The 23,814-nt window shown below is 66.6% G+C and carries 20 protein-coding genes; 12 read left to right on the top strand and 8 right to left on the bottom strand.

What is annotated here, in order from left to right; genetic code table 11:
• Positions 1–3: 3 nt before the first annotated feature.
• Positions 4–963: an AAA family ATPase gene (locus tag BLS75_RS05400; RefSeq protein WP_003218556.1), complete on the bottom strand. Its 960-nt coding sequence runs from the start codon at positions 961–963 to the stop codon at positions 4–6.
• 262 nt (positions 964–1,225) lie between these two features.
• Positions 1,226–1,582: a hypothetical protein gene (locus tag BLS75_RS05395; protein WP_019094865.1), complete on the bottom strand. Its 357-nt coding sequence runs from the start codon at positions 1,580–1,582 to the stop codon at positions 1,226–1,228.
• Between the two features lie 547 nt (positions 1,583–2,129).
• On the opposite strand from BLS75_RS05395, the gene BLS75_RS05390 reads away from it, so the two are divergent.
• Positions 2,130–6,989: an NAD-glutamate dehydrogenase gene (locus tag BLS75_RS05390; RefSeq protein ID WP_011061034.1), complete on the top strand. Its 4,860-nt coding sequence runs from the start codon at positions 2,130–2,132 to the stop codon at positions 6,987–6,989.
• A gap of 97 nt (positions 6,990–7,086) precedes the next feature.
• On the opposite strand, the gene BLS75_RS05385 is transcribed toward BLS75_RS05390, so the two are convergent.
• From BLS75_RS05385 to BLS75_RS05375, 3 genes are all read right to left on the bottom strand, one after another.
• The gene (locus BLS75_RS05385) at positions 7,087–7,809 is read right to left on the bottom strand and encodes an META and DUF4377 domain-containing protein (protein WP_015635425.1); all 723 of its coding nucleotides are present in this window, start codon (positions 7,807–7,809) and stop codon (positions 7,087–7,089) included.
• Positions 7,810–8,175: 366 nt separating this feature from the next.
• Positions 8,176–9,627, bottom strand: coding sequence for an ArnT family glycosyltransferase (locus BLS75_RS05380; protein ID WP_011061036.1), 1,452 nt, complete (start codon positions 9,625–9,627; stop codon positions 8,176–8,178).
• Positions 9,628–9,826: 199 nt separating this feature from the next.
• Positions 9,827–10,141, bottom strand: coding sequence for a hypothetical protein (locus BLS75_RS05375; protein WP_011061037.1), 315 nt, complete (start codon positions 10,139–10,141; stop codon positions 9,827–9,829).
• Positions 10,142–10,385: 244 nt separating this feature from the next.
• Here BLS75_RS05375 and BLS75_RS05370 point away from each other — a divergent pair, with 244 nt between their 5' ends.
• Genes BLS75_RS05370 through BLS75_RS05360 form a run of 3 tightly spaced genes read left to right on the top strand, consistent with a single transcriptional unit; the run spans position 10,386 to position 12,572 of the window.
• Positions 10,386–11,042, top strand: coding sequence for an STN domain-containing protein (locus BLS75_RS05370; protein ID WP_050783811.1), 657 nt, complete (start codon positions 10,386–10,388; stop codon positions 11,040–11,042).
• Complete coding sequence (locus BLS75_RS05365) at positions 11,039–11,584, top strand: RNA polymerase sigma factor (RefSeq protein WP_011061039.1); 546 nt, start codon at positions 11,039–11,041, stop codon at positions 11,582–11,584. Before BLS75_RS05370 ends, BLS75_RS05365 begins: the two co-directional genes overlap by 4 nt.
• A 37-nt stretch (positions 11,585–11,621) precedes the next feature.
• Complete coding sequence (locus tag BLS75_RS05360; protein WP_053158187.1) at positions 11,622–12,572, top strand: FecR family protein; 951 nt, start codon at positions 11,622–11,624, stop codon at positions 12,570–12,572.
• Positions 12,573–12,698: 126 nt separating this feature from the next.
• On the opposite strand, the gene gspJ is transcribed toward BLS75_RS05360, so the two are convergent.
• Positions 12,699–13,310 (bottom strand): type II secretion system minor pseudopilin GspJ, encoded by a 612-nt coding sequence (gene gspJ / locus BLS75_RS05355; RefSeq protein ID WP_015635429.1) that lies wholly within the window; start codon positions 13,308–13,310, stop codon positions 12,699–12,701.
• Positions 13,307–13,768, bottom strand: coding sequence for a GspH/FimT family pseudopilin (locus tag BLS75_RS05350; RefSeq protein ID WP_011061042.1), 462 nt, complete (start codon positions 13,766–13,768; stop codon positions 13,307–13,309). The genes gspJ and BLS75_RS05350 overlap by 4 nt, the downstream gene beginning before the upstream one ends.
• 118 nt (positions 13,769–13,886) lie before the next feature.
• Between BLS75_RS05350 and BLS75_RS05345 the strand changes: the two genes are divergently transcribed.
• A complete protein-coding gene (locus tag BLS75_RS05345) occupies positions 13,887–14,327 on the top strand; it encodes a general secretion pathway protein GspC (protein WP_083533689.1) in 441 nt (146 codons plus the stop codon).
• Between the two features lie 3 nt (positions 14,328–14,330).
• Here BLS75_RS05345 and gspI read toward each other — a convergent pair whose 3' ends face one another.
• On the bottom strand, positions 14,331–14,717 hold the full coding sequence (gene gspI / locus BLS75_RS05340; RefSeq protein ID WP_011061044.1) for a type II secretion system minor pseudopilin GspI: 387 nt from the start codon (positions 14,715–14,717) through the stop codon (positions 14,331–14,333).
• Between the two features lie 148 nt (positions 14,718–14,865).
• On the opposite strand from gspI, the gene gspG reads away from it, so the two are divergent.
• The 7 genes from gspG (at position 14,866) to gspF (ending at position 23,308) form a co-directional block, all read left to right on the top strand.
• A complete protein-coding gene (gene gspG, locus BLS75_RS05335; protein WP_011061045.1) occupies positions 14,866–15,315 on the top strand; it encodes a type II secretion system major pseudopilin GspG in 450 nt (149 codons plus the stop codon).
• An 8-nt stretch (positions 15,316–15,323) separates the two neighbouring features.
• Positions 15,324–16,304, top strand: a complete 981-nt coding sequence (gene gspK / locus BLS75_RS05330; protein ID WP_072450552.1) for a type II secretion system minor pseudopilin GspK — start codon at positions 15,324–15,326, stop codon at positions 16,302–16,304.
• Positions 16,301–17,515 carry a type II secretion system protein GspL gene (gspL, locus tag BLS75_RS05325; RefSeq protein ID WP_072450551.1) on the top strand — a complete coding sequence of 405 codons (1,215 nt, stop codon included), beginning with the start codon at positions 16,301–16,303 and terminating at the stop codon, positions 17,513–17,515. Before gspK ends, gspL begins: the two co-directional genes overlap by 4 nt.
• The gene (gene gspM / locus BLS75_RS05320) at positions 17,508–18,074 is read left to right on the top strand and encodes a type II secretion system protein GspM (protein WP_072450550.1); all 567 of its coding nucleotides are present in this window, start codon (positions 17,508–17,510) and stop codon (positions 18,072–18,074) included. Before gspL ends, gspM begins: the two co-directional genes overlap by 8 nt.
• Entirely contained in the window at positions 18,071–20,455 is a 2,385-nt protein-coding gene (gene gspD / locus BLS75_RS05315) for a type II secretion system secretin GspD (protein WP_072450549.1), read from the top strand. Before gspM ends, gspD begins: the two co-directional genes overlap by 4 nt.
• 220 nt (positions 20,456–20,675) lie before the next feature.
• The gene (gene gspE / locus BLS75_RS05310) at positions 20,676–22,097 is read left to right on the top strand and encodes a type II secretion system ATPase GspE (protein WP_015635436.1); all 1,422 of its coding nucleotides are present in this window, start codon (positions 20,676–20,678) and stop codon (positions 22,095–22,097) included.
• The gene (gspF, locus tag BLS75_RS05305; RefSeq protein WP_011061051.1) at positions 22,097–23,308 is read left to right on the top strand and encodes a type II secretion system inner membrane protein GspF; all 1,212 of its coding nucleotides are present in this window, start codon (positions 22,097–22,099) and stop codon (positions 23,306–23,308) included. The genes gspE and gspF overlap by 1 nt, the downstream gene beginning before the upstream one ends.
• Positions 23,309–23,814 lie beyond the last annotated feature (506 nt).

Genomic DNA, 23,814 nt, shown 5'->3' with positions numbered 1-23,814 from the left:
GCTTCAGGCGACGGCAACGACGTCGAGGATGCGCTGTACCACACGGTCCTGGTCGATACCGGCCGCTTCAGCCTCGAAGGACAGGATGATGCGGTGGCGCAGTACGTCGAACAGCACGGCCTGGATGTCTTCGGGGCTGACGAAGTCGCGGCCGGCGAGCCAGGCGTGGGCCCGGGCGCAGCGGTCCAGGGCGATGGAACCGCGGGGGCTGGCGCCGTAGGCGATCCATTCGGCCATCTCCGGGTCGAACTTGGCCGGGGTGCGGGTGGCCATCACCAGTTGCACCAGGTATTCCTCCACCGCATCGGCCATGTACAGGCCGAGGATTTCCTTGCGTGCGGCAAAGATCGCCTGCTGGCTGACCCGGCGCTCGGGCTTGGTTTCGCCGTTCAGGGCTTCGCCACGGGCTTGCTGGAGGATCCGCCGCTCCACGGCGGCGTCCGGGAAGCCGATCTTGACGTGCATCAGGAAGCGGTCGAGCTGGGCTTCGGGCAGCGGGTAGGTGCCTTCCTGCTCGATGGGGTTCTGGGTCGCCATCACCAGGAACAGCGGCGACAGTTCATAGGTGCTGCGTCCGACGCTGACCTGGCGCTCGGCCATGGCTTCGAGCAGGGCCGACTGGACCTTGGCCGGAGCGCGGTTGATTTCGTCGGCCAGCACCAGGTTGTGGAAGATCGGGCCTTGCTGGAACACGAAGCTGCCGGTTTCCGGGCGATAGATCTCGGTGCCGGTGATGTCGGCGGGCAGCAGGTCGGGGGTGAACTGGATCCGATGGAATTGCGCTTCAATGCCTTCGGCCAACTCCTTGATGGCCTTGGTCTTGGCCAGCCCCGGAGCGCCCTCGACCAGCATGTGGCCGTCGGCGAGCAGGGCGATGAGCAAGCGCTCGATGAGTTTTTCCTGGCCGAGAATCTGCGTTGAAAGAAAGGTTCGCAGCGCCAAAAGCGCTTCACGATGTTCCATCGGTGACTGTTCCTGGAGAGGGTGCGCCCCGGGCGTTGAGGGAACGTCGGGGCTGGGGGCGATACTTTAATCCATAGCGGGGGTCGGCGACTAACGGGGAAAACCTGATTTGGCGAATTAGTCGAAAAAAATCCGTGTTTTATTCAGCACCACGCGCACCCCCGGTAGGAGCCGGCTTGCCGGCGAAGGGGCCGGCAGGGTTTGCGGCGGGGCTGAAGACGCCTTCGCTGGCAAGCCAGCTCCTGCAAGGGAGGGCGGCGGGTCAGGACAGCTGGCTGATGTAGGTGCCGGTGCCCTTGAGGATGTTCTGCAGGGTTTCCTCCACTTCGGCCAGGTCCGAGGCAGCGGTGCTGTGGCGGATCTCCAGGTGGTCGGCGCCGTTCAGGGCGTCGGCGTCGGCCGCGGCGATTTCGATCAGCAGGGTGGTGGGGCTCAGGGTCACCTTGACGCCATCGAGGGTCGAGGGCTCGCCGTCGAGGGTGATCTCCAGTTCGTCTTCGTCCGGGTAGCGGCTCATCAGGAACATCTCGCCCTGGGTGCTGTGGCAGCAGAGCATGGCCATGTTGTCTTCTTCGTCGTCACAGGGGTTGGCGATCAGGTGGGCGGTGGTCATGTGCATGGGGGCATTCCTGAGAGAGTGGCCGGGCGGGCAGAAAGGAAACAATTCTGCCAGCCCGATGGAATTTCTGCTGGCTTGTCTGTCAGAGAACAGGTCGTGAACACAATCGCTGCGGCAGTCACTTTTGGTACGCAAGTACCGTGAATCCGGGGAAAAAAACCGGTTTTTCCACCGCGGCTGCTAGTGTTGCTCAAAGCGTGAGCGTTCTGCTGCGTGCCGTTGACCGAATATGTCGCAGCATCGCAAGCAGCTGTCACATCGCACTCGTTAAGCTGCGCAGCGGACAATTTGTTCTTAGTGCAATAGGTTGCGTCTGATTTGTGATGGTCACCTGTAAAGGCATTGCGCTCGGTTTCCCGGCAAGCGTCAGTCGTTTTTGCAGATGCCCATCCCCGGAAGGTGAATGTGACCTGTGCGTCTCGTCCAGCTTCACCCACCTGTCATCCTGCTACCTCTGCCCGAGACCAGGAGCAGGATGCAGCACCGCCCCGCGAGGGGTTTGCACGCGACGCTTCCATCAATAACAAGCCCAAGCGGAGTACCACAGATGGCGTTCTTCACCGCAGCCAGCAAAGCCGACTTCCAGCACCAACTGCAAGCGGCACTGGCGCAGCACATCAGTGAACAGGCACTGCCACAAGTGGCGCTGTTCGCTGAACAATTCTTCGGCATCATTTCCCTGGACGAACTCACCCAGCGTCGCATGTCCGACCTGGCGGGCTGCACCCTTTCTGCCTGGCGCCTGCTTGAGCGCTTCGACCACGGGCAACCGCAGGTCCGCGTCTACAACCCCGATTACGAACGCCATGGCTGGCAGTCGACCCACACTGCTGTGGAAGTCCTGCACCACGACCTGCCGTTTTTGGTGGACTCGGTACGCACCGAGCTCAACCGTCGCGGCTACAGCATCCACACCCTGCAGACCACCGTGCTCAGCGTACGTCGTGGCAGCAAGGGCGAGCTGCTGGAAATCCTGCCCAAGGGCACCCAGGGCGAAGGCATCCAGCAAGAGTCGCTGATGTACCTGGAGATCGACCGTTGCGCCAACGCCGCCGAACTCAGCGTGCTGGGCAAGGAGCTGGAACAGGTACTGGGCGAAGTGCGGGTCGCCGTCGCCGACTTCGAGCCGATGAAGGCCAAGGTCCAGGAACTGATCCAGAGCATCGACAACAGCCAGTTCCCGATCGCCGCCGAAGAAAAGACCGAGATCAAGAGCTTCCTCGAATGGCTGGTGGGCAACCACTTTACCTTCCTCGGTTATGAAGAATTCGTGGTCGGCGCCGACCAGGACGGCGGGCATATCGAATATGACCCGAACTCCTTCCTCGGCCTGGCCAAGCTGCTGCGCGCCGGCCTGACCAGCGATGACCTGCGCATCGAAGACTACGCCGTCAACTACCTGCGCGAACCGACGCCGCTGTCCTTCGCCAAGGCCGCGCACCCGAGCCGCGTGCACCGTCCGGCCTACCCGGATTTCGTCTCGATCCGCCAGATCGATGCCGACGGCAAGGTCATCAAGGAATGCCGCTTCATGGGCCTGTACACCTCTTCGGTGTACGGCGAGAGCGTGCGGGTGATCCCTTACATCCGCCGCAAGGTCGAAGCCATCGAGCAGCGCTCGGGCTTCCAGGCCAAGGCGCACCTGGGCAAGGAACTGGCCCAGGTCCTGGAGGTACTGCCTCGCGACGATCTGTTCCAGACCCCGGTGGACGAGCTGTTCAGCACCGTGATGTCCATCGTGCAGATCCAGGAACGCAACAAGATCCGCGTGTTCCTGCGCAAGGACCCGTACGGCCGCTTCTGCTACTGCCTGGCCTACGTGCCGCGTGACATCTATTCCACCGAAGTGCGGCAGAAGATCCAGCAAGTGCTGATGGATCGCCTGCAAGCCACCGACTGCGAGTTCTGGACCTTCTTCTCCGAGTCGGTGCTGGCCCGTGTGCAGTTGATCCTGCGGGTGGACCCGAAACAGCGCATCGACATCGATCCGCTGCTGCTGGAAAAAGAAGTGGTGCAGGCCTGCCGCAGCTGGCAGGACGACTACGCCAGCCTGGTGGTGGAAAGCTTCGGCGAAGCCCACGGCACCAACGTGCTGGCGGACTTCCCCAAAGGCTTCCCGGCCGGCTACCGCGAGCGTTTCGCTGCCCATTCGGCGGTGGTGGACATGCAGCACCTGCTGAGCCTCACCGAAGCCAACCCGCTGGTAATGAGCTTCTACCAGCCCCTGGGCCAGGTCTCCGGCCAGCGCGAGCTGCACTGCAAGCTGTACCACGCCGACACCCCGCTGGCGCTGTCCGACGTGCTGCCGATCCTGGAAAACCTCGGCCTGCGCGTGCTGGGCGAATTCCCGTACCGCCTGCGTCACAACAATGGCCGTGAGTTCTGGATCCACGACTTCGCCTTCACCGCCGCCGAAGGCCTGGACCTGGACATCCAGCAGCTCAACGACACGCTGCAGGACGCCTTCGTCCATATCGTCCGTGGCGATGCCGAGAACGATGCCTTCAACCGCCTGGTGCTGACCGCCGGCCTGCCATGGCGCGACGTGGCGCTGCTGCGTGCCTACGCCCGCTACCTGAAGCAGATCCGCCTGGGCTTCGACCTGGGCTACATCGCCAGCACCCTGAACAACCACACCGACATCGCCCGCGAGTTGACCCGGTTGTTCAAGACCCGCTTCTACCTGGCGCGCAAGCTCACCAGCGACGACCTGGAAGACAAGCAGCAGCGTCTGGAGCAGGCGATCCTCACCGCCCTGGACGACGTCCAGGTGCTCAACGAAGACCGCATCCTGCGGCGCTACCTGGACCTGATCAAGGCCACCCTGCGCACCAACTTCTACCAGACCGACGCCAACGGCCAGAACAAGTCCTACTTCAGCTTCAAGTTCAACCCGCACCTGATCCCCGAGCTGCCCAAGCCGGTGCCCAAGTTCGAAATCTTCGTCTACTCGCCGCGTGTCGAAGGCGTGCACCTGCGCTTCGGCAACGTTGCCCGCGGCGGCCTGCGCTGGTCCGACCGTGAAGAAGACTTCCGCACCGAAGTCCTGGGCCTGGTCAAAGCCCAGCAAGTGAAGAACTCGGTGATCGTGCCAGTCGGTGCGAAGGGCGGCTTCCTGCCGCGTCGCCTGCCACTGGGCGGCAGCCGGGACGAGATCGCGGCCGAGGGCATCGCCTGCTACCGCATCTTCATCTCCGGCCTGCTGGACATCACCGACAACCTGAAGGACGGCGCCCTGGTGCCGCCGGCCAACGTCGTGCGCCATGACGACGATGACCCCTACCTGGTGGTCGCGGCGGACAAGGGCACTGCGACCTTCTCCGACATCGCCAACGGCATTGCCATCGACTACGGCTTCTGGCTGGGTGACGCCTTCGCCTCCGGTGGTTCGGCCGGTTACGACCACAAGAAGATGGGCATCACCGCCAAGGGTGCGTGGGTTGGCGTGCAGCGCCACTTCCGCGAGCGCGGCATCAATGTCCAGGAAGACAGCATCACCGTGGTCGGTGTCGGCGACATGGCCGGCGACGTGTTCGGCAACGGCTTGCTGATGTCCGACAAGCTGCAACTGGTGGCGGCGTTCAACCACCTGCACATCTTCATCGACCCGAACCCGGATCCGGCCACCAGCTTCGTCGAGCGCCAGCGCATGTTCGCGCTGCCGCGTTCGGCCTGGAGCGACTACGACACCAGCATCATGTCCGAAGGCGGCGGTATCTTCTCCCGTAGCGCCAAGAGCATCGCCATCTCGCCGCAGATGAAAGAGCGCTTCGACATCCAGGCCGACAAGCTGACCCCGACCGAGCTGCTCAACGCCTTGCTCAAGGCGCCGGTGGACCTGCTGTGGAACGGTGGTATCGGCACCTACGTCAAGGCCAGCACCGAGAGCCACGCCGACGTCGGCGACAAGGCCAACGACGCCCTGCGCGTCAACGGCAACGAGCTGCGCTGCAAGGTGGTGGGCGAGGGCGGCAACCTGGGCATGACCCAGCTGGGTCGTGTGGAGTTCGGCCTCAATGGCGGCGGTTCCAACACCGACTTCATCGACAACGCCGGTGGCGTGGACTGCTCCGACCACGAAGTGAACATCAAGATCCTGCTCAACGAAGTGGTGCAGGCCGGCGACATGACCGACAAGCAGCGCAACCAGCTGCTGGCCAGCATGACCGACGAAGTCGGCGGCCTGGTGTTGGGCAACAACTACAAGCAGACCCAGGCCCTGTCCCTGGCCGCGCGCCGTGCCTACGAGCGTGCCGCCGAGTACAAGCGCCTGATGAGCGACCTGGAAGGCCGTGGCAAGCTGGACCGCGCCATCGAGTACCTGCCGACCGAGGAGCAGCTCACCGAGCGCGCCGCGACCGGCAAGGGCCTGACCCGTCCGGAACTGTCGGTGCTGATTTCCTACAGCAAGATCGACCTCAAGGAAGCCCTGCTCAAGTCCTTGGTGCCGGATGACGATTACCTGACCCGTGACATGGAGACCGCGTTCCCGCCAAGCCTGGTGGCCAAGTTCTCCGAAGCCATGCGTCGCCATCGTCTCAAGCGCGAGATCGTCAGCACCCAGATCGCCAACGACCTGGTCAACCACATGGGCATCACCTTCGTGCAGCGCCTGAAGGAGTCCACCGGCATGAGCCCGGCGAACGTCGCCGGTGCCTATGTGATCGTGCGGGACATCTTCCACCTTCCGCACTGGTTCCGTCAGATCGAAGCCCTGGACCACCAGGTTTCGGCTGAAGTGCAACTGGCGTTGATGGACGAGCTGATGCGCCTGGGCCGTCGTGCCACCCGCTGGTTCCTGCGCAGCCGGCGCAACGAGCAGGATGCGGCGCGTGACGTTGCGCACTTTGGTCCGCACCTGGCGGCGCTGGGCCTGAAGCTCGACGAACTGCTCGAAGGCCCGACCCGCGAGGGCTGGCAAGCCCGTTACACCGCCTATGTCGAAGCCGGTGTGCCGGAGTTGCTGGCGCGCATGGTTGCAGGCACTACTCACCTGTACACCCTGCTGCCGATCATCGAGGCCGCTGATGTGACCGGCCACGATGCGGCGGAAGTGGCCAAGGCCTACTTCGCCGTGGGCAGTGCCCTCGACCTGCCGTGGTACCTGCAGCAGATCAGCGATCTGCCGGTGGCCAACAACTGGCAGGCGGCGGCGCGCGAAGCCTTCCGCGATGACGTGGACTGGCAGCAGCGGGCGATCACCATCAAGGTCCTGCAGATGGCCGATGCGCCGGATGACATGGAGGCCCGCGTGGCTCTGTGGCTGGAGCAGAACGCGAGCATGGCCGATCGCTGGCGCGCCATGATGGTGGAAATCCGTGCCGCCAGCGGCACCGACTACGCCATGTATGCGGTGGCCAACCGCGAGTTGCTGGACCTGGCCATGAGCGGTCAGTCGGTGCTGTAACGGCCTGACCCCGCCCAGAACCAAAAAAGCCCCGTATCTTGCGATACGGGGCTTTTTTATTGCCTGCCGGTTTGTGTCGGCTGGCGGGTGGCTCGGCTCAGTGGGCCGCCGAGGCGTCCTGCTCGACCACCATGTCCAGCACATAGACGCTGGACGGGGCATCGGCGGGTGCATTCTTCCACTCGTACTGCTTGACCCGCAGCACATTGCGCACGCCGTCCTGGTGCTCGTAGCCCTCGATGGACTGGTACAGCGGGTGCCAGGTGTCCTGGGTCGGCAGTTGCAGGCCGGCGTCGTCGTAGCGGCGCTCACGCACTTGCAGGCACTGGAAGTCGGGGATCAGCGGGTGGCTGCACTTGACGGTCTTGGCCGCCACTTCCAGGAAGCGGGTCTGGCCCTGGCTGCCGTAGCGGGTTTCCGGGGTGGGCTGGCCTTCGAACGTGAGCAGGGTGCCGTCCTGGGTGGCCAGTTGCAGGGTCGGGGTCGACTGGTCGCCGCCGAAGGTGGTGCGCAGGTCGCCCTTGAGCAGGTTGGCGATTTGTGCGTCCAGGGCCATCAGTTTCGGCTCGCAGGCCATCAGGGTGGCGGCCAGTGGCTGTACCTTGAGCACGCCATTTTCATGCTGGAAGCCGCCGAACTGGCGGTTGCAGCCGCCGCTGATGCTCAGGTTCTGCCCGGCGAAGGTCAGGCGCAGCTGGCGCTCGATGCCCTTGTCCAGGGCGGCGACGGGCTTGCCCGCCGCATCGCGGGCCGCAACCAGCTGCCAGTAGTAGGCGGACAGCGCAGGCTGGGCGCTGACGGAGGCAGTGCTGGCGGGCATGGAAGAAGATCCTTCAGGGGTGGTGGAAGCCGGGGTGCAGGCCTGGAGCAGGGCGGCACAGACGGATACGAGGAGGATGTTTTGCTTCATGGTTCGCTCTTTCAGCCTTGATGGAGTATGGCCTGCCGCATGGGGGGCAGGCCCAGGCCGGTAACCTGTGGCGGTGAGGTCGTCGGGCCAGTGCTGCGTGGGCCGCAAGCCGCCGCAGGGCGACCTCCGCCGTTACCGATTGCGATGTGACAGCACTGTGCCAGTTCGGTTTCATCGTCGGGGGTGCCCGGGAGTGTTACCAAATCTTGCACGCTGCCGGTGAGCGCCGTTGCCTGCTTCCGGCCGGGCGCTGCGGGCCAGGTGTGGACGCCCGCCTTACCAGAACCAGTAAGGCAGGAATTTGGGAGTGGGTTCTTTGGCCAGTTCCAGATGATAGGTGATGGCATTGAAGAAGAACCCATCCAGCAAGAGAAAGGCCGCCACGCCGAATGCCAGGACGATGACCTCGTAATGCCGGTGCCCGGTGTACTGCCGGCCGATCCAGTAGCGCACGCCGCTGAGCAGGGCAAAGCTTGAAAACACCCCGGCGAAGTCGGGCTGCAGGGGCCGGGCGGCAAAGCTGTTGTAGCCCAGCACCAGCAGCGCCAGGAACGCGCCGATGGCCGGCAGGTTCAGGCACAGGCGCAGCAGGCGTCTGCGGGTGGCGCTGAACAGGCCGTTGGGGTCGATGAAGATGTAGGCCGCCAGCAGGGAAATGGCCGGGGTGATGGACAGCACGTAACGCGCCTTCTTCGAGTTGGGAATGGTGAAGAACACAATCAGCACCACGAACCAGGCGCCCAGGTGCAGCAGCAGGCGCGGCGCCGACAGCGACGGGGCGCCGAGCCACTGGCGGCCGCTCCTGGCCATCACGCAGAGGGCGTAGAACGCCGTGAAGCTGTAGGTGATCAGCCCGGCGCTGAAGTAGAAGTAGTAGCGGGGCGAGTGATCGCTGGCGATCCGGCCCAGGCCCTGCATCTCCAGCACTTGCTGCATGAAGGCATCGCCGCCCTGCACGTGGGCGGCCCAGGCCAGCAGCGCGACCCCGGCGGCGAACAGCAGGCCGCTCACCAGCGAGAACCCGACCAGGGTTCGCCACTGCCGGCTCAGCAGGTAATAGCTGCCGACCACCAGTGCCGGGCCGATCATGCCGATCGGGCCGCGCAGGGCAAAGCCCAGGATCAGGCCGAGGAACACCAGCGCCAGGCGTCCGCGCTGCTGCTTGAGGTCGGCAGAGTAGGCCAGGTAGAAGCAGCCCGCGGTGATCAGGGCGGGGTAGATGTCCAGGGCCAGGGAGTTGACGCTATCCACGAAGGCCCAGGTGAACAGCGCAAAGAGCACGCCGCACAGGCCCCATTTGCGCTCATGCAGGGCCCCCAGCTTGTAGATGAACACCAGCATCAGCGACGCAGCGATGCAGAAGGGCAGGCCCATCGACAGCACGGACAGCTGGCCGAAGGGCAGCGACGCCAGATAGACCAGCACCGTGTTGGCAATGGTGTAGTCGGGGTAGGGCTGCAGATCGTCGGCAATGGGGAACAGCGTCATGCCGTGCTGCAGCATGTAGTCGGCAAAGTCGACGAAGCGCGTGGTGTAGTTGAGGACTGCCGGTTTGTACTGCAGCGCCATGAACAGCGCGAGGGCAATCAGGAAAATGCTTTGGCAGGGGCGCTGCAGGATCAGCTTTTTATAGTCTTCCATGCGTCCAACACGCAAAAAAACACCAATGATAGGGTGGCCGGCGGGCGAACGCCATCCACGCGCCGTGTTCGGGGCCGTTGCCGGCACCGGGGTTCAAGGCTCGGCAATCTAGCGCGCCCGGGGTTAACGCCCGGTATACGGGCAGGGGCTGATCAAGGGGGCGCGGCGCAGTGCGCGATTGGCCACGGGGCGACCGTCGCCCGCTGCCTTCGCCGCTGTCCAGGCGGGCCCTGGGACGGGCCCGGTGGCGGGTAGCGGCCCGGCAATCGGCCGCCCGCGGCGCCGTTCAGGGCCGTTGCGGCTTGACCGAGGTGCCGAAGGTGTTGCCCATGCGCACGCCGGTGGCCGCCGGCGTCGAGAGCCCGACCTGATTCGGTGGGCGCTTGTTCACCGGGTCCTCCAGGGCCTGCTGGTTGGCCTGGGCCGCCTTCACTGCGTCCGGGTTGTTGCCCATCTGTTTGCTCAGGCAGTTGTAGTCGGGGGCCTTGTAGCCGCCGACGCTGACTTCCACGCAGCCCTCGCTGGCTTCTTCGGCATGCAGCGTCCAGGGCAGGGCGCTGAGCAGCCACAGGGCTGCGCTGTATCGGCTTAATCGTTTCATCCTGGCCTCCTGGCTGGCCCGGGGAATCGGGCTTCGATGCCGGCCGAGTGTAGTGCAAAGCCCGGCCTGAAAAAGTGATGGTTTTTTTGCCGTGGCCGTAACACCAGATTCATAAACTGGCCTCAGGATGACGCTTTTCAGGGATTGGACCGCAGTGCAGCGACGCAGAGCGCAGGTCGGGCGATGGACTTCATTGCACGGGGGCTTGGCGACCTGTGTGGTGGCGCTCGGGCTGCTGCTGTGGATGCCGGCGGGCTGGGCCCAGGGCCCTCCCGGCGGGCCGCCGCGGGTGGATTCACAGGCCCTGCTGGCACTGGAGATACCGGCGCAGAACCTGGCGGATGCCCTGGAGCTGTTCAGCCGCGCCACCGGGATGGCGGTGCTGGTGGACCGGGAGCTGACCCGGGGCCGGCGCTCGGTGGGGATCAACGGTCACTACAGCGCCCGGGAAGGCCTGAGCCGGTTGTTGGCCGGCAGTGGCCTGATGGCCCGCTACGCCCGCAGCGATGCTTTTACCCTGCAGGTGCCGCAGGCCACACAGCCGGCCGTGCAGCCCGGCGCGGCGGGCAGTCGTGCGGCGCGGCTCAACAGCAGCTACGCCAGCGCCCTGCAACGGGCGGTGGAGCGCAGCCTGTGCGGCTCGGCGCTGACTCGGCCGGGGAGCTTTCGCGCCTTGCTGCAACTGTGGATTGGCGGCGACGGAGCGGTGCAACACAGCCGCCTGGTGAGTTCCACCGGCGACCTGCAACGGGATGAGGCGCTGGTGCAGCGCCTGGCCCAGACCCGGGTCGAGCGCCAGGCACCGAGCTCGTTGCGCCAGCCGCTGACCTTACTCTTGATACCGGACACGACAGGGAAACGCATGGACTGCAAGGAATGGGAAGGAGCTTCCGGGGTATGAAAAATACCGGACACAGTGCGATGGTCAGGCTGTTCCTGACGTCCTACGAGGATTTTCGGGTGCGCTTGCGCAGGCGCCTGGGGTCCGAGGACCTGGCCAACGACGTCCTGCACGAAACCTACCTGCGGGTCGACCGCATGGAAGAGCCGCCGAACCTGGCGCAACCCAATGCCTACCTGTACCGCATGGCGCTGAACATTGCCGCCGACCGGCGCCAGTCCGATGCCCGCCTGCTCACCGGCGATGAGGTCGAGGAGCTGTTGCAGATCGCCGACGAAGCCCAGGACCCCTCGCGGGTGGTGGGTGGCCAGAAGGAAATCCAGACCCTGCTCAAGGCCCTCTACGAACTCCCGGCGCGGCGCCGCAAGATCTTCATTGCCGCGCGCCTGGAAGAGGCGCCGCACCTGGAAATTTCCCAGCGCTTCGGCATTTCCACACGGATGGTGGAGAAGGAACTCAAGGCGGCCCTCGGCCATTGCGCCCTGCGCCTGGAAAGAAAAGTCATTCAGCGGTTCGGTCCCGGGGCCGGAAAACCGTCCTAGACAAAGAGCCCTGATCAATCCGTGAGTACCTGCGCGCTTGAACATTTTTAGCATCTCCACACCCCAGGCCTCGGCGGACCAGCAGTTGCTGAACGAAGCCCGGGACTGGCTGGTCCTTCTGACGTCGGGGCGGGCCACCGCCGCCGATGCCCGGGCGCTGCGCCAATGGTGCGGGCAAAGCCCGCAGCACGCGGCCGCCTTCGAGCAGACCAAGGCCCTGTGGCATTGCCTGCAACCGGCCGCGGCGCTGCTGGAACAGCAAGCGCGGCCGCGGCACTTTGGCCGCCGGGCCTTTCTTGGCGGCGCGCTGGCGGCCTCGGCGGCGCTGTTCATGGTGCGGCTCACGGTGCCGGGCGGCTTTGCCGGATTGACCGCCGACTTTGCCACCGAAGTCGGCGAGCAGCGCCGGGTGGATCTGGCCGAGGGCGTGAGCCTGGAGCTCAACACCCAGACCCGCATCAGCCGGCGTGACCTGGGCGCGGGCGAGCAGGGCATCGAACTGCTGGAAGGCGAAGTGGAAGTCTTCAGCCAGCGCCTGCAGCCGCTCAAGGTCCAGGCCGGCGAGGGCTGGCTCAGCGCGCGCCAGGCGCGCTTCAACCTGCGCAACACCGACCACCAGGTGTGCGTCACCTGCATCGAAGGCAGCCTGCAAGTGGACGTGGCCGGGCGCAGCATTGGCCTGGACAGCGGCCGCCAGCTGACCTACGACCCGCGCAGCATCGGCGAGCCCCAGGTGGTGGACATCCACAGCGTGATTGCCTGGCGCGAGCAGGTCCTGGTGTTCGACAACGCCAGCCTCAACACGGTGATCAGCGAGATCAACCGCTACCGCCCGGGGATGCTGGTGTTGCTCAATGCCGAATTGGGCAAGCGCAAGGTCCAGGCGCGTTTCAACCTCAACCAGCTGGCTGGCGTGGCCTTGCTGATCCGCGACGCCTACGGTGCCAAGTGCACCGAACTGCCCGGCGGCGTGGTGCTCCTGAGCTGATCCGCGAAACACCGACAGCCCCCTGTAGGAGCTGGCTTGCCAGCGAAGGGGCCGGCGCTATTTGCCGAATTCTCAGGGCCTGGCCGCTACGCGGTTCGCCGGCAAGCCGGCTCCTAAGGGAGAGGGTTATTGCAACGGCCCCAGCACTTGCCGGTAGCGCTCTTCGCCCTGGGGCGTCTGGCGCACCAGGCGGATCTCCAGGCCCAGGGGGCTGTCCTGGCGGTTGCCGCTGAGCTGGCGCCAGCCTTTGTCGGCATCCCAGACCCGTACTTGCAGGTCGCTGACCCGGTTCAGCACCGCCACGCCGTCGCGCGGCGCGGGCAAAGGGTAGCGGTCGCGGGGCTCGGCCACGGCGCGGTACAGGGTGTCGCCCTTGAGCCACCAGCGCACCCGTTGCAGGCCATCCCCCGGGGTGGCGGCGCTGCGTATCACCTCCAGGCGAAAGCCCTTGCTGTCGGAGCTGCGCACGCTCAGCGGGGCCGGGCTGTCGGGCTCGGCTTCTTCGCTGTCGCCCAGGGCCGGCTCGCGCAGCTGGGTGCCGGCACGCAGGGCCACGTCACGTTCCAGCTGGTTGAGGGTGCGCAGCAGTTCTTCGGTCTGTTCGGTGCTGGCCTTGAGATGGCTGTCGGCCCGGGTGACGCTGTCCAGGCCGCGCCAGGCAATCAGGCTGACCACCGCCATCAGCATGATCGCCACCATCACTTCGATCAGGGTGAACCCCTGCTGCCGGCGCTTCATGGCTGGGTCACCACCCGCAGTTGGCCGGCGGCGCTGCGTTCCAGGCTCAGGCTGTGCTGGCCGTCGGACAACACCAGGCGCAGCGGCGGGTTGATCCACTCGGCGTTCAATACCAGGCGCTGCCTGGGTTCGATGCGCACTTGCAGCGCCGGGGTTTCCCAGGCCCGGGGGCGCAGTTGGGGGTCGCCACGCAGGTCATCGATGCCGCCTCCGGATTCGCTGTGGCGGCTGAAGGCAAAGCCCTTGGCCGTGGCTCGCCAGGTGATCGGCCGACCATCGGCGCGGGCTTCGGCCTGGGCCACTTGCAGCAGTTGCGCCAGGCGCTCGGCGTCCTTGCGCAGCAGTTGCAGCGGGTCGGGCTTGATGCTCAGGCCCACGGCCGCGCTGGCAATGCCGATGATCACCAGCACCACCATCAGCTCGATCAGGGTGAAGCCTTGTTGCTTGCCTGCCTGCATCGGATTGCACTCCTTGGCCCTCGGACCAGCCTGCCAGACGCAGATGATCGTCCGGTGAAATAAAACCGTGAGAATTGAGCGGTAGGCTGGGGGCACGGACAAACAGGAGGTCCCCCCGATGCTACGTGCCATGTCATTCGCCCCGCGCCTTGATGCCCCTCGACTGCTGCAGTACGCGGCCTTGCTGGCGGCCCTGGGTGGGGTCGCCACCTGGTCGTCGCTGCTGCTGACCCCGGCCGAATCCCAGACCCCGGCGGTGGCGCCCCAGGTGCTGGCCGCGCGTTCCGACAACCCGGCCCTGCAGTGGTTTGCCAACCAGCCGGCCCAGGTGCAGATCAAGGTGTCCGGGGTCATGGCCGGGGCCCGTGGCGCAGTGGCGATCCTGCATCTGAACGATGGCCCGCCGCGCAGCTTCCTGGCCGGGGAAACCCTGACCCAGGGTGTGCGCCTGGCTGTGATCGAGGCCGACGGCGTGCTGATCGAGCGCGGCGCCGAGCAGTCGCGGATCAAGGTCAGCAAGCTGCCGGACTCGCCGGAGCTGCCGCGGTTGACCCGCTAGGCCTCACTGGCGTTGTACCTGCGGCCGGCTGACCAGGGTTTCCAGGCGCGCAAGCGGCGGCGCCTCGCGGCTGCGGTCGCTGACTTGCACCTGCACCCGCACCAGCCCCGGCGCACTGCCCGGGGCGATGCGGGTTTCGCAGCGCAGCTTGAGCCGTCCCTGGTCGCAGTCGAGGTTCTTCACGCCGCTGTTCAGGCGGCCTTCCAGGCGCACTTCGGCGACCCGGCTCTGGGCCGCCAGCAAGGCCAGGGATTTGTCCCGCAGCAGGCCGTTGCTCTGGGTCATCAGGCCCGCTACGCGCACCGCCGCAGCCATCGCCACGGCAATGATGGCCAGGGCCACCAGCACTTCGATCAGGGTGAAACCAGCTTGTTTGCGCAGGGCTTGCATGGGCCGCTCGAGACCGGGAAACAGCCTCGCAGACTAGCCTGCGGGCTTGACCGAATGGCGACCGAAACTCCCGAGGTTTTTCAATACCACTGACATATCTTCTTGCAACACTGCGCGACGAATCGAACTTACGCCAAGGAATGTCGAGATGGATATCGCGCCTGTAACATCCCCGCCCCGAGGCCTGCGCGGCCAGCGTGGCTTCACCCTGATCGAGATCATGGTCGTGGTGGTGATCCTCGGGATCCTGGCGGCCATGGTGGTGCCCAAGGTCCTGGATCGCCCGGACCAGGCACGGGCCACGGCGGCCAGGCAGGACATCGCCGGGCTCATGCAGGCCCTCAAGCTCTATCGCCTGGACCACGGCAGCTACCCGAACATGAACCAGGGCCTGAAGGTGCTGGTGGAGCGCCCGGCCAATGCCAAGGACAGCAACTGGCGCTCCTACCTGGAACGTCTGCCCAATGACCCCTGGGGCCGCCCGTATCACTACCTCAACCCCGGTGCCAACGGCGAAGTGGATGTGTTTTCCCTCGGCGCCGATGGCCAGCCCGACGGCGACGGCGTGAATGCCGATATCGGCTCCTGGCAACTATAGGGCCGGTCGTGAAAGCCCATTCGCCCAGTGCGGCGAAGCAGCGTGGCATGGCCATCATCAGCGCCTTGCTGATCGCCGCGGTGGTGGCGGTGATCGCCGGGGGCATGCTTACCCGGCAAACCTCTTTCACCCGTGCGGTGGAAGCCGAACAGGCACGGATCGTCGCTGCCGGAGTGCTTCAGGGCGGCCTGGAATACAGCCGGCAACTGCTCTGGGACGCGCGCCAGCGTGATGTGTTGACACGCCTCGACCAGGCCTGGGCGCGGCCCATCGGCGACCAGGCCCTGGGTGGATTCAACGCCGGGTTCCAGGGCCACCTGCAAGACCTGCAGGGCAAGTTCAACCTGCGCAACCTGGTGTTCAACCAGCAGGTGGATGCGGGGCAACTGCAGAGCTTCCAGCAGTTGTGCCAACTGATCGGCATCGACGGCGCCCTGGGCCGGCGCATCAGCCAGCGGGTGATCGCTTCCTACCCCCAGCGCCTGCAGGCGCCAGCCGCCACCAGCAGCCATGGCAGTTTCAACAGCGGTCGCCAAACCTCGGCAGGCGCTGCGGCGCAGACCCTGGCGCCCAGGCAGCCGATGCTGCGCAGCCTGGACGACTTGCTGGGCCTTGAGGGTGTGACCCCGGAACTGCTGGCGCGCCTGGAGCCGTACGTGAGCATCCTGCCGGGCAATACCTGGATCAACGGCAACACCGCCAGCGCCGAGGTGCTGGTGGCGGCGGTGCCGGGCCTGGATCTGTCCCGGGCCCGGGCCCTGGTGGCCGAGCGTGACGCCGGGCACTGGTTCATCAACCGTGGCGAATTCGTCAATCGCCTGCGCCTGCCGCAGTTGCAGGTGGACCAGATCAAGGTCGGCATCACCAGCGAGTGGTTCCTGCTTCAGGGCCAGGCCCGCCGTGATCAGCGCCGGGTCAGCCTGCAAGCGCTGCTGCACCGTCCCGAGGACCGCATGCCCCAGGTGATCTGGTCGCGGGTGGGCGCATGAGCCGCCTGCGCATCGGCCTGCCGCCCCTGGACTTGTTGCTCGGCACCGAGCAGCCGCAGCAGTGCCGGGTGGATTTTGCAAGGCTCGATCGTGGCGGGCGGGTCACGGATACCGGTTGCTGTGCCCTGGGCCAGCTGGGGTTGCCGGGCAAGGGTGACAAGCCGCCCGCAGTGGAGTGTTTCCTGCACCCACTGGACAGCCTGCTGACCCAGATCCCATTGCCGCAATTGCCCGCAGCGCGGATCAAGGCCGCGGTGGCCTGCGCTGCCCAGGCGCTGATCCTCGGCCCCAGTGAACAGATGCATGTGGCCCACGGCCACCGCGATGCAGAGGGCCAGGTGGCGCTGAGCTGGCTGCCCCGGGAACGCCTGCAGGCCCTGGGGCGGCTGCTGGAGCAGGCCGGGTTGAAGCTCGCCGGCCTGTACCCGGCGCCCTACGCCTTGCCGGCGCCGCCCCCGGGGCAGGTCAACCTGTGCCTGCTGGACGAACAGTTGCTGGTGCGCCAGAGCGCCACCCAGGGCAGCGTGCAGCCCCTGGTGGCCGAGACCCTGGAGCAGTTGCGCGCCAGCGCCAGCGAGTTGTGCTGGATCGGCGAAGTGCCAGCGCTGCCCGGGCAACCATTGCCAGCGCCAGAACCCCTGCCGGCGCAATTGCGCTGGAGCGGCACGCCGCCTTCCTGGGGCCTGCACAGCGGCGCGCTGGCCGGCACCCGGGCCCCCCAGGGCTGGGGCCGGGCCCTGGGCTGCTGCGCCCTGGCGGTGGCGATCTGGGTGCTGGGCCTGAACCTGTACGCCGCCCGCGAGGCAGAGCAGGGGCAGCGGCTCAAGGCGCAGATGAGCCAGCGGGTGAAGCAGGTATTCCCCGAATTGCCGGTGGTGCTCAACCCGCTGCAACAGGCTCGCCAGCAACTGGCGGCGCGCCAGAGCAGCGCTGCGGCGGACCCGAGCCAGGGCTTCGCCCACCTGCTGGCCCAGGCGGGGCTGGCCATGCCGTTCATGGTGGGCAGCGTGCAAAGCCTGGAGTTTTCCGGGCAGCGCTTGCAGCTCCAAATGTTGCCAGACACCCCGAAAACCGCCGACAGCGCCTGGCAGGGGGCCCTGATCCAGGCCGGCTACAGCGTCCAGGCCCAGGGTAATGGCTGGAGCCTGGCCCCGGGGCAGGCTCCAGCCGAAGAGAGCACAGCCGAGGCAACGGGAGAAGACAATGAATAAGGCCATGCTGGCGCCGTATCGGGCGCGCTGGTCGCGCCTGCGGGCCCAGGCCCTGGGCCACTGGAACGGCCTGGCCCTGCGGGAAAAGCGCTTGCTGGGGGCCACTGCCCTGGGGTTGCTGGGGCTGTTGCTGTGGTTGCTGCTGATCCAGCCGCCGCTGAAGAAGATCGACTACTGGCAAGCCGAGACACCCAAGCTGCGCTCCCAGGCCGAGGCCCTGGAAGTGCTGCTGCACGAGGTCGCGGCGGGCCCTCGCAATGCCCCGGGCGAAAGCCTGGAACAGGCCCTGCGCCAGGCCCTGGATGCGGCCGGGCTCCAGGGCCGCTACCAGTTGCAACACGCGGATCAAGCCGGCCCCGAGAGCTGGCGGTTGACCTTTGAGCAGGCCCCGGCGGATGCCGTGGTCGGCTGGCTGCTGGGGGCTCCCCGGCAGTTTTCACTGCAGGTGGTGGAGGCTCGTCTGCAACGCGCAGACGCGGCCGCCGTCCAAGACTCGGCAGGCACACTGTCCGGGACCGTTCGCATGGATCAGGCGCAGGGCGCTAAGGAAGCTTCATGAAGTGGTCAGGTTCCAACTACGTGCGCCAGTGTCGCAAGGCCGCACCTTTTCTGCTGCTGGCGCTGGGGGCTTGCAGCAACACCACCTCCACCACGCCGCCGCCCTTGCTGGTGGACAGCGAGCTGGGCCAGCCCCTGGCCGACACCCGGCGCAGCGGCGATCTGCTGGCGGACCGCGAGCGCTTGCAGGCGCAACAGGCGCAACGGCCGAAAGTCCTGCACCCGGTGACCAGCAGCAGCCGCGCCCAGGGCACGTCGCGCAGCACCAGCGTGCCGCGCAATCCTCTGGGGGACCAGCCGGTGCAACTGAACTTCGTCGACGCCGATATCCAGGCGGTGGTGCGCGCGCTGTCCCGTTCCACCGGCCAGCAGTTCCTGGTGGACCCACGGGTCAAGGGCAACCTGACCCTGGTCAGCGAAGGCCAGGTGCCGGCGCACCAGGCCTACGACATGCTGCTGGCGGCCCTGCGCATGCAGGGTTTCTCCGTGGTGGACGTGGGCGGGGTGGCCCAGGTGGTGCCCGAAGCCGACGCCAAGCTGCTGGGCGGGCCGATCTACAGCGCCGACAAGCCGGCGGGCAACGGCATGCTGACCCGCACCTTCCGCCTGCAATATGAAAATGCGGTGAACCTGATTCCGGTGCTGCGGCCCATCGTCTCGCCGAACAACCCGATCAATGCCTACCCGGGCAACAACACCATCGTGGTCACCGACTACGCGGAGAACCTGCAGCGGGTGGCGCAGATCATCAACGGCATCGACACCCCGAGCGCCATCGACACCGATGTGGTGGCGGTGCAGAACGGCATCGCCGTGGACATCGCCACCATGGTCGCCGAACTGCTGGAAACCCAGGGCGCCGACCAGACCCAGAAGATCAGCGTGATCGGCGACCCGCGTTCCAACTCCATCATCATCCGCGCCGGCAGCCCGGAGCGCACCGAACTGGCGCGCAACCTGATCTACAAACTGGACAACGCCCAGAGCAACCCCAGCAACCTGCACGTGGTGTACCTGCGCAACGCCCAGGCCGGCAAGCTGGCCCAGGCCCTGCGCGGGCTGCTCACCGGGGAAAGCGACAGCGCCGGCAGCGACGGCGCCCGGGCCATGCTCAGCGGCATGGGCGGCAACAGCCAGGGCGCCCAGGGCGCGAGCCAGAACAGCAGCGGCACGCCCACCGCCAGTGGCAACCTCAACAGCAGCAGCGGCAGTGGTGCCGCCTACGGCCAGGGCAGCAGCGCCGGCCAGGGCGGCACGGGCCAGCAGAATGACCAGAACACCGCCTTCAGTGCCGGTGGCGTGACCATCCAGGCCGATGCCACCACCAACACCTTGCTGATCTCGGCGCCGGACCCGCTGTACCGCAACCTGCGGGAGGTCATCGACCAGCTCGACCAGCGTCGTGCCCAGGTGGTGATCGAGAGCCTGATCGTCGAAGTCAGCGAAGACGATGCCAGCGAGTTCGGCGTGCAGTGGCAGGCCGGCAACCTCGGCGGGCGCGGTGGCTTTGGCGGGGTCAACCTCGGCGGCAGCGGGCTGGTGGGCACGCCGGCGAGCAAGACCAGCATCGACGTGTTGCCCAAGGGCCTGAACGTCGGCGTGGTCAACGGCACGGTGGACATCCCGGGGATCGGCAAGGTGCTGGACCTCAAGGTCCTGGCCCGGGCCCTGAAGAGCAAGGGCGGCACCAACGTGTTGTCGACGCCCAACCTGTTGACCCTGGACAACGAGGCGGCGAGCATCTTCGTCGGCCAGACCATTCCCTTTGTCACCGGCAGCTATGTGACCGGCGGTGGCGGCACCAGCAACAACCCGTTCCAGACCGTGCAGCGTGAAGAAGTGGGCCTGAAGCTCAATGTGCGGCCGCAGATCTCCGAAGGCGGCACGGTGAAGCTGGACATCTACCAGGAGGTCAGCAGCGTCGACCAGCGGGCTTCGGTGGACGCCGGCACCGTGACCAACAAGCGGGCGATCGACACCAGCATCCTGCTGGATGACGGGCAGATCATGGTGCTCGGCGGCCTGCTGCAGGACGGCTACAGCCAGAGCAACGACGCAGTGCCGTGGCTGTCGAACATCCCCGGGCTCGGGGTGCTGTTTCGCAACGACAAGCGCAGCGTGACCAAGACCAACCTGATGGTGTTCCTGCGGCCCTACATCATTCGCGACAGTGGCGCGGGGCGCAGCATTACCCTCAATCGCTATGACTTCATGCGCCGGGTACAGGGCCAGTTGCAGCCGGAGCGCAGTTGGGTGATGCCGGATATCCAGGCGCCGCAACTGCCTGCGGCGAGCAAGGCGATCCCCGGGGCAGTGCCGGTGTCCCTGCAGGGCGTACCGCAGACGCCGCGGGCGCCGATTCGCGCGGTGCCGGTGCAATGAACGGGGCAAAGGGGCCCCAAATCCGGGCTGCCAAGCCCCTCGTAGGCGCCGGCTTGCCGGCGAAGGGGCCCGTGGATCGGGCGCTGATCTTGCTGGCGCCTGCGCTGGCAAGCCAGCGCCTTATGGGGGATGCCCCCATTCATTTCCAGGCCAGCGGGCATCGCGGGTTTCACCGTGGCAGCCCACGCAATGGCGCCGCACCCCACAAGGAGCCACAGCCATGACCACCCAGTTGCCCTACGCCTGGGCCAAGTCCCAGCGCATCCTCCTGCGCCACACCGAGCAGGGCGCGGTGCTGCTGGTGTGCCCCTCGACGCCTGGCTGGTCCATCAGCGAAGCCCGCCGCCAGTTCGGCCCGGCGCGCCTGGAGCGGATTCGCGACGAGGAACTCGACGGCCTGCTGGCCACCGCCTACGCCGACACCGGCAGCGCAGCAGCGGTGGTCGGGGCGGCGGAGAACGAGGTGGACCTGGACCGCCTGATGCAGGACATGCCGGAAATCACCGACCTGCTGGACACCCAGGACGGCGCCCCGGTGATCCGCATGATCAACGCCTTGCTCACCCAGGCTGCGCGAGACGAGGCCAGCGATATCCATATCGAACCCTTCGAGACCCATTCGGTGGTGCGCTACCGGGTCGACGGCACCCTGCGCGACGTGGTGTCGCCACGCAAGGCGCTGCACGGCGCGCTGGTGTCGCGGATCAAGATCATGGCCCAGCTGGACATCGCCGAAAAACGCCTGCCCCAGGACGGGCGCATCGCCCTGCGGGTGGCCGGGCGGCCCATCGATATCCGTGTGTCCACGGTGCCCACCGGGCATGGCGAGCGGGTGGTGATGCGCCTGCTGGACAAGCAGGCGGGGCGCCTGCAACTGGAGACCCTGGGCATGGACCCGGACCTGCTGGCGCGCCTGGATACCCTGATCCGCCAGCCCCACGGCATCGTCCTGGTCACCGGGCCCACCGGCAGCGGCAAGACCACCAGCCTCTACGCGGCCCTGGCCCGGCTGGATGCCAGCACCAGCAATATCCTCACCGTCGAGGACCCGGTGGAATACGACCTGCCGGGCATCAGCCAGATCCAGGTCAACGCCAAGATCGACATGACCTTCGCCCTGGCCCTGCGGGCGATCCTGCGCCAGGACCCGGACATCATCATGATCGGCGAGATCCGCGACCTGGAGACCGCGCAGATCGCGGTCCAGGCCTCGCTCACCGGGCACCTGGTGCTGGCGACCCTGCACACCAACGACGCGGTATCGGCGGTCAACCGCCTGATCGACATGGGGGTGGAGCCGTTTCTCCTGGCCTCGTCGATGCTCGGGGTGCTGGCCCAGCGCCTGGTGCGGCGCCTGTGCAGCCAGTGCAAGGAGCAGGACCCGGCCAACCCCGGCACCTGGCGCCCGGTGGGCTGCCCGGCCTGCAACCACATCGGCTACAGCGGGCGAACCGGGATCCATGAGCTGTTCTGCATCGATGACGATGTGCGCAGCCTGATCCACCAGGGCGCCGAGGAGCAGGCCCTGCGTGCCGCCGCGCGCCGGGCCGGGATGTTCAGCATGCGCGAGGACGGTGAACGCTGGGTGCGCAGCGGCGCCACCGCGCCGGAAGAAATCCTGCGTGTGACACGGGACGCCTGATGAATCGCTATCGCTATGAAGCCGCCGACGCCCTCGGCAAGATCGAATCCGGGCACCTGGAAGCCGACAGCCAGGGTGCGGCCTTCGCCAGCCTGCGCAGCCGCGGCCTGACCGCCTTGCTGGTACAGCTCGATGGCAACGGCGGCGACGGCGGAGCAGGGGGGCTGCTGCGCCCCAGGCTCTCGGACAACGACCTGGCCTGGGCCACCCGCCAGCTGGCCAGCCTGCTGGGGGCCAGCCTGCCGCTGGAGGCCGCGCTGAGCGCCACGGTGGAGCAGGCCGAGCGCAAGCACATCGCCCAGACCCTGAGCGCGGTGCGCGCGGATGTGCGCAGCGGCATGCGCCTGGCCGAGGCCCTGGCGGCGCGGCCCAGGGATTTTCCGGAGATCTACCGGGCGCTGATCGCCGCCGGCGAAGAGTCCGGCGACCTGGCCCAGGTCATGGAGCGGCTGGCGGACTACATCGAAGAGCGCAACGGCCTGCGGGGCAAGATCCTCACCGCCTTTATCTACCCGGGGGTGGTGGGGCTGGTGTCCATCGGCATCGTGATCTTCCTGCTCAGCTATGTGGTGCCTCAGGTGGTCAGTGCCTTCTCCCAGGCGCGCCAGGACCTGCCGGGTCTGACCCTGGCCATGCTCAATGCCAGTGATTTCATCCGTGCCTGGGGCGGCCTGTGCTTTGCCGCCATGGTCGCCGGGTTCTGGGGCTGGCGGGTGTACCTGCGCAACCCCCGGGCGCGCTTGAACTGGCACAGTCGGATCCTGCGCCTGCCGCTGATCGGGCGCTTTGTCCTGGGGCTGAACACCGCGCGTTTTGCCTCGACCCTGGCGATCCTCGGCAGCGCCGGGGTGCCTTTGTTGCGGGCCCTGGAAGCGGCGCGCCAGACCCTGTCCAACGACCGCCTGAGCCAGAGCGTGAGCGAGGCCACGGCCAAGGTGCGCGAAGGCGCCAACCTGGCGGCGGCGCTGCGGGTGGAAAAAGTCTTTCCGCCGGTGCTGATCCACCTGATCGCCAGCGGCGAGAAGACCGGCGCCTTGCCGCCGATGCTGGAACGGGCGGCGCAGACCCTGTCGCGGGACATCGAGCGTCGGGCCATGGGCATGACCGCCTTGCTCGAACCCTTGATGATCGTGGTGATGGGCGGTGTGGTGCTGGTGATCGTGATGGCGGTACTGCTGCCGATCATCGAGATCAACCAGTTGGTCACTTGAACCGCACGACCCAACCCGACCTGACCTGACCCCGTCTGGCCCGGTCCGTAGGCGCTGGCTCGCCAGCGAAGGCGTCGGCAGCGGCGATGCAGGGCTGGCGGGCCTCTTCGCCGGCAAGCCGGCTCCTACGAGAGCGAAGCGGTGGTGCGAAGCACAGGGCAGGGCAGCGATAAAATTTCGTGCCGCGTGCCTCACTCCCGACCGGGCAACGGGCCAACCTCGGGTTCCTCGTTCTGTCATGTTCAGACCCGGTGGCCAGCCCCCTAGGCGCTTGCAGGGCAATGCCGCTTCCAGCCCCGGCAACCTGGCGGTCATTTTCCCGGGCAAAGGCGCGAAAACCTCCGACAAACACCCGAGAATCTTTTGCAAAAACAGCTGCTTTCTCCCGAGGTTTTTTCCTTTATCTGTCACCGGAAACTGCGAACTTCTCTCCCCATGGCCTCACCCATCAAGCCGTCTGGATCAAGGCTTCTGGCCCGAGTGCCATGGCGTCATGCAAGAGCTAT

Origin of the sequence: Pseudomonas sp. NFPP12 (genome assembly GCF_900103205.1) — a bacterium.
GTDB classification, from domain to species: Bacteria; Pseudomonadota; Gammaproteobacteria; order Pseudomonadales; family Pseudomonadaceae; genus Aquipseudomonas; species Aquipseudomonas protegens.
This window is presented reverse-complemented; position numbering and strand designations above follow the sequence as displayed.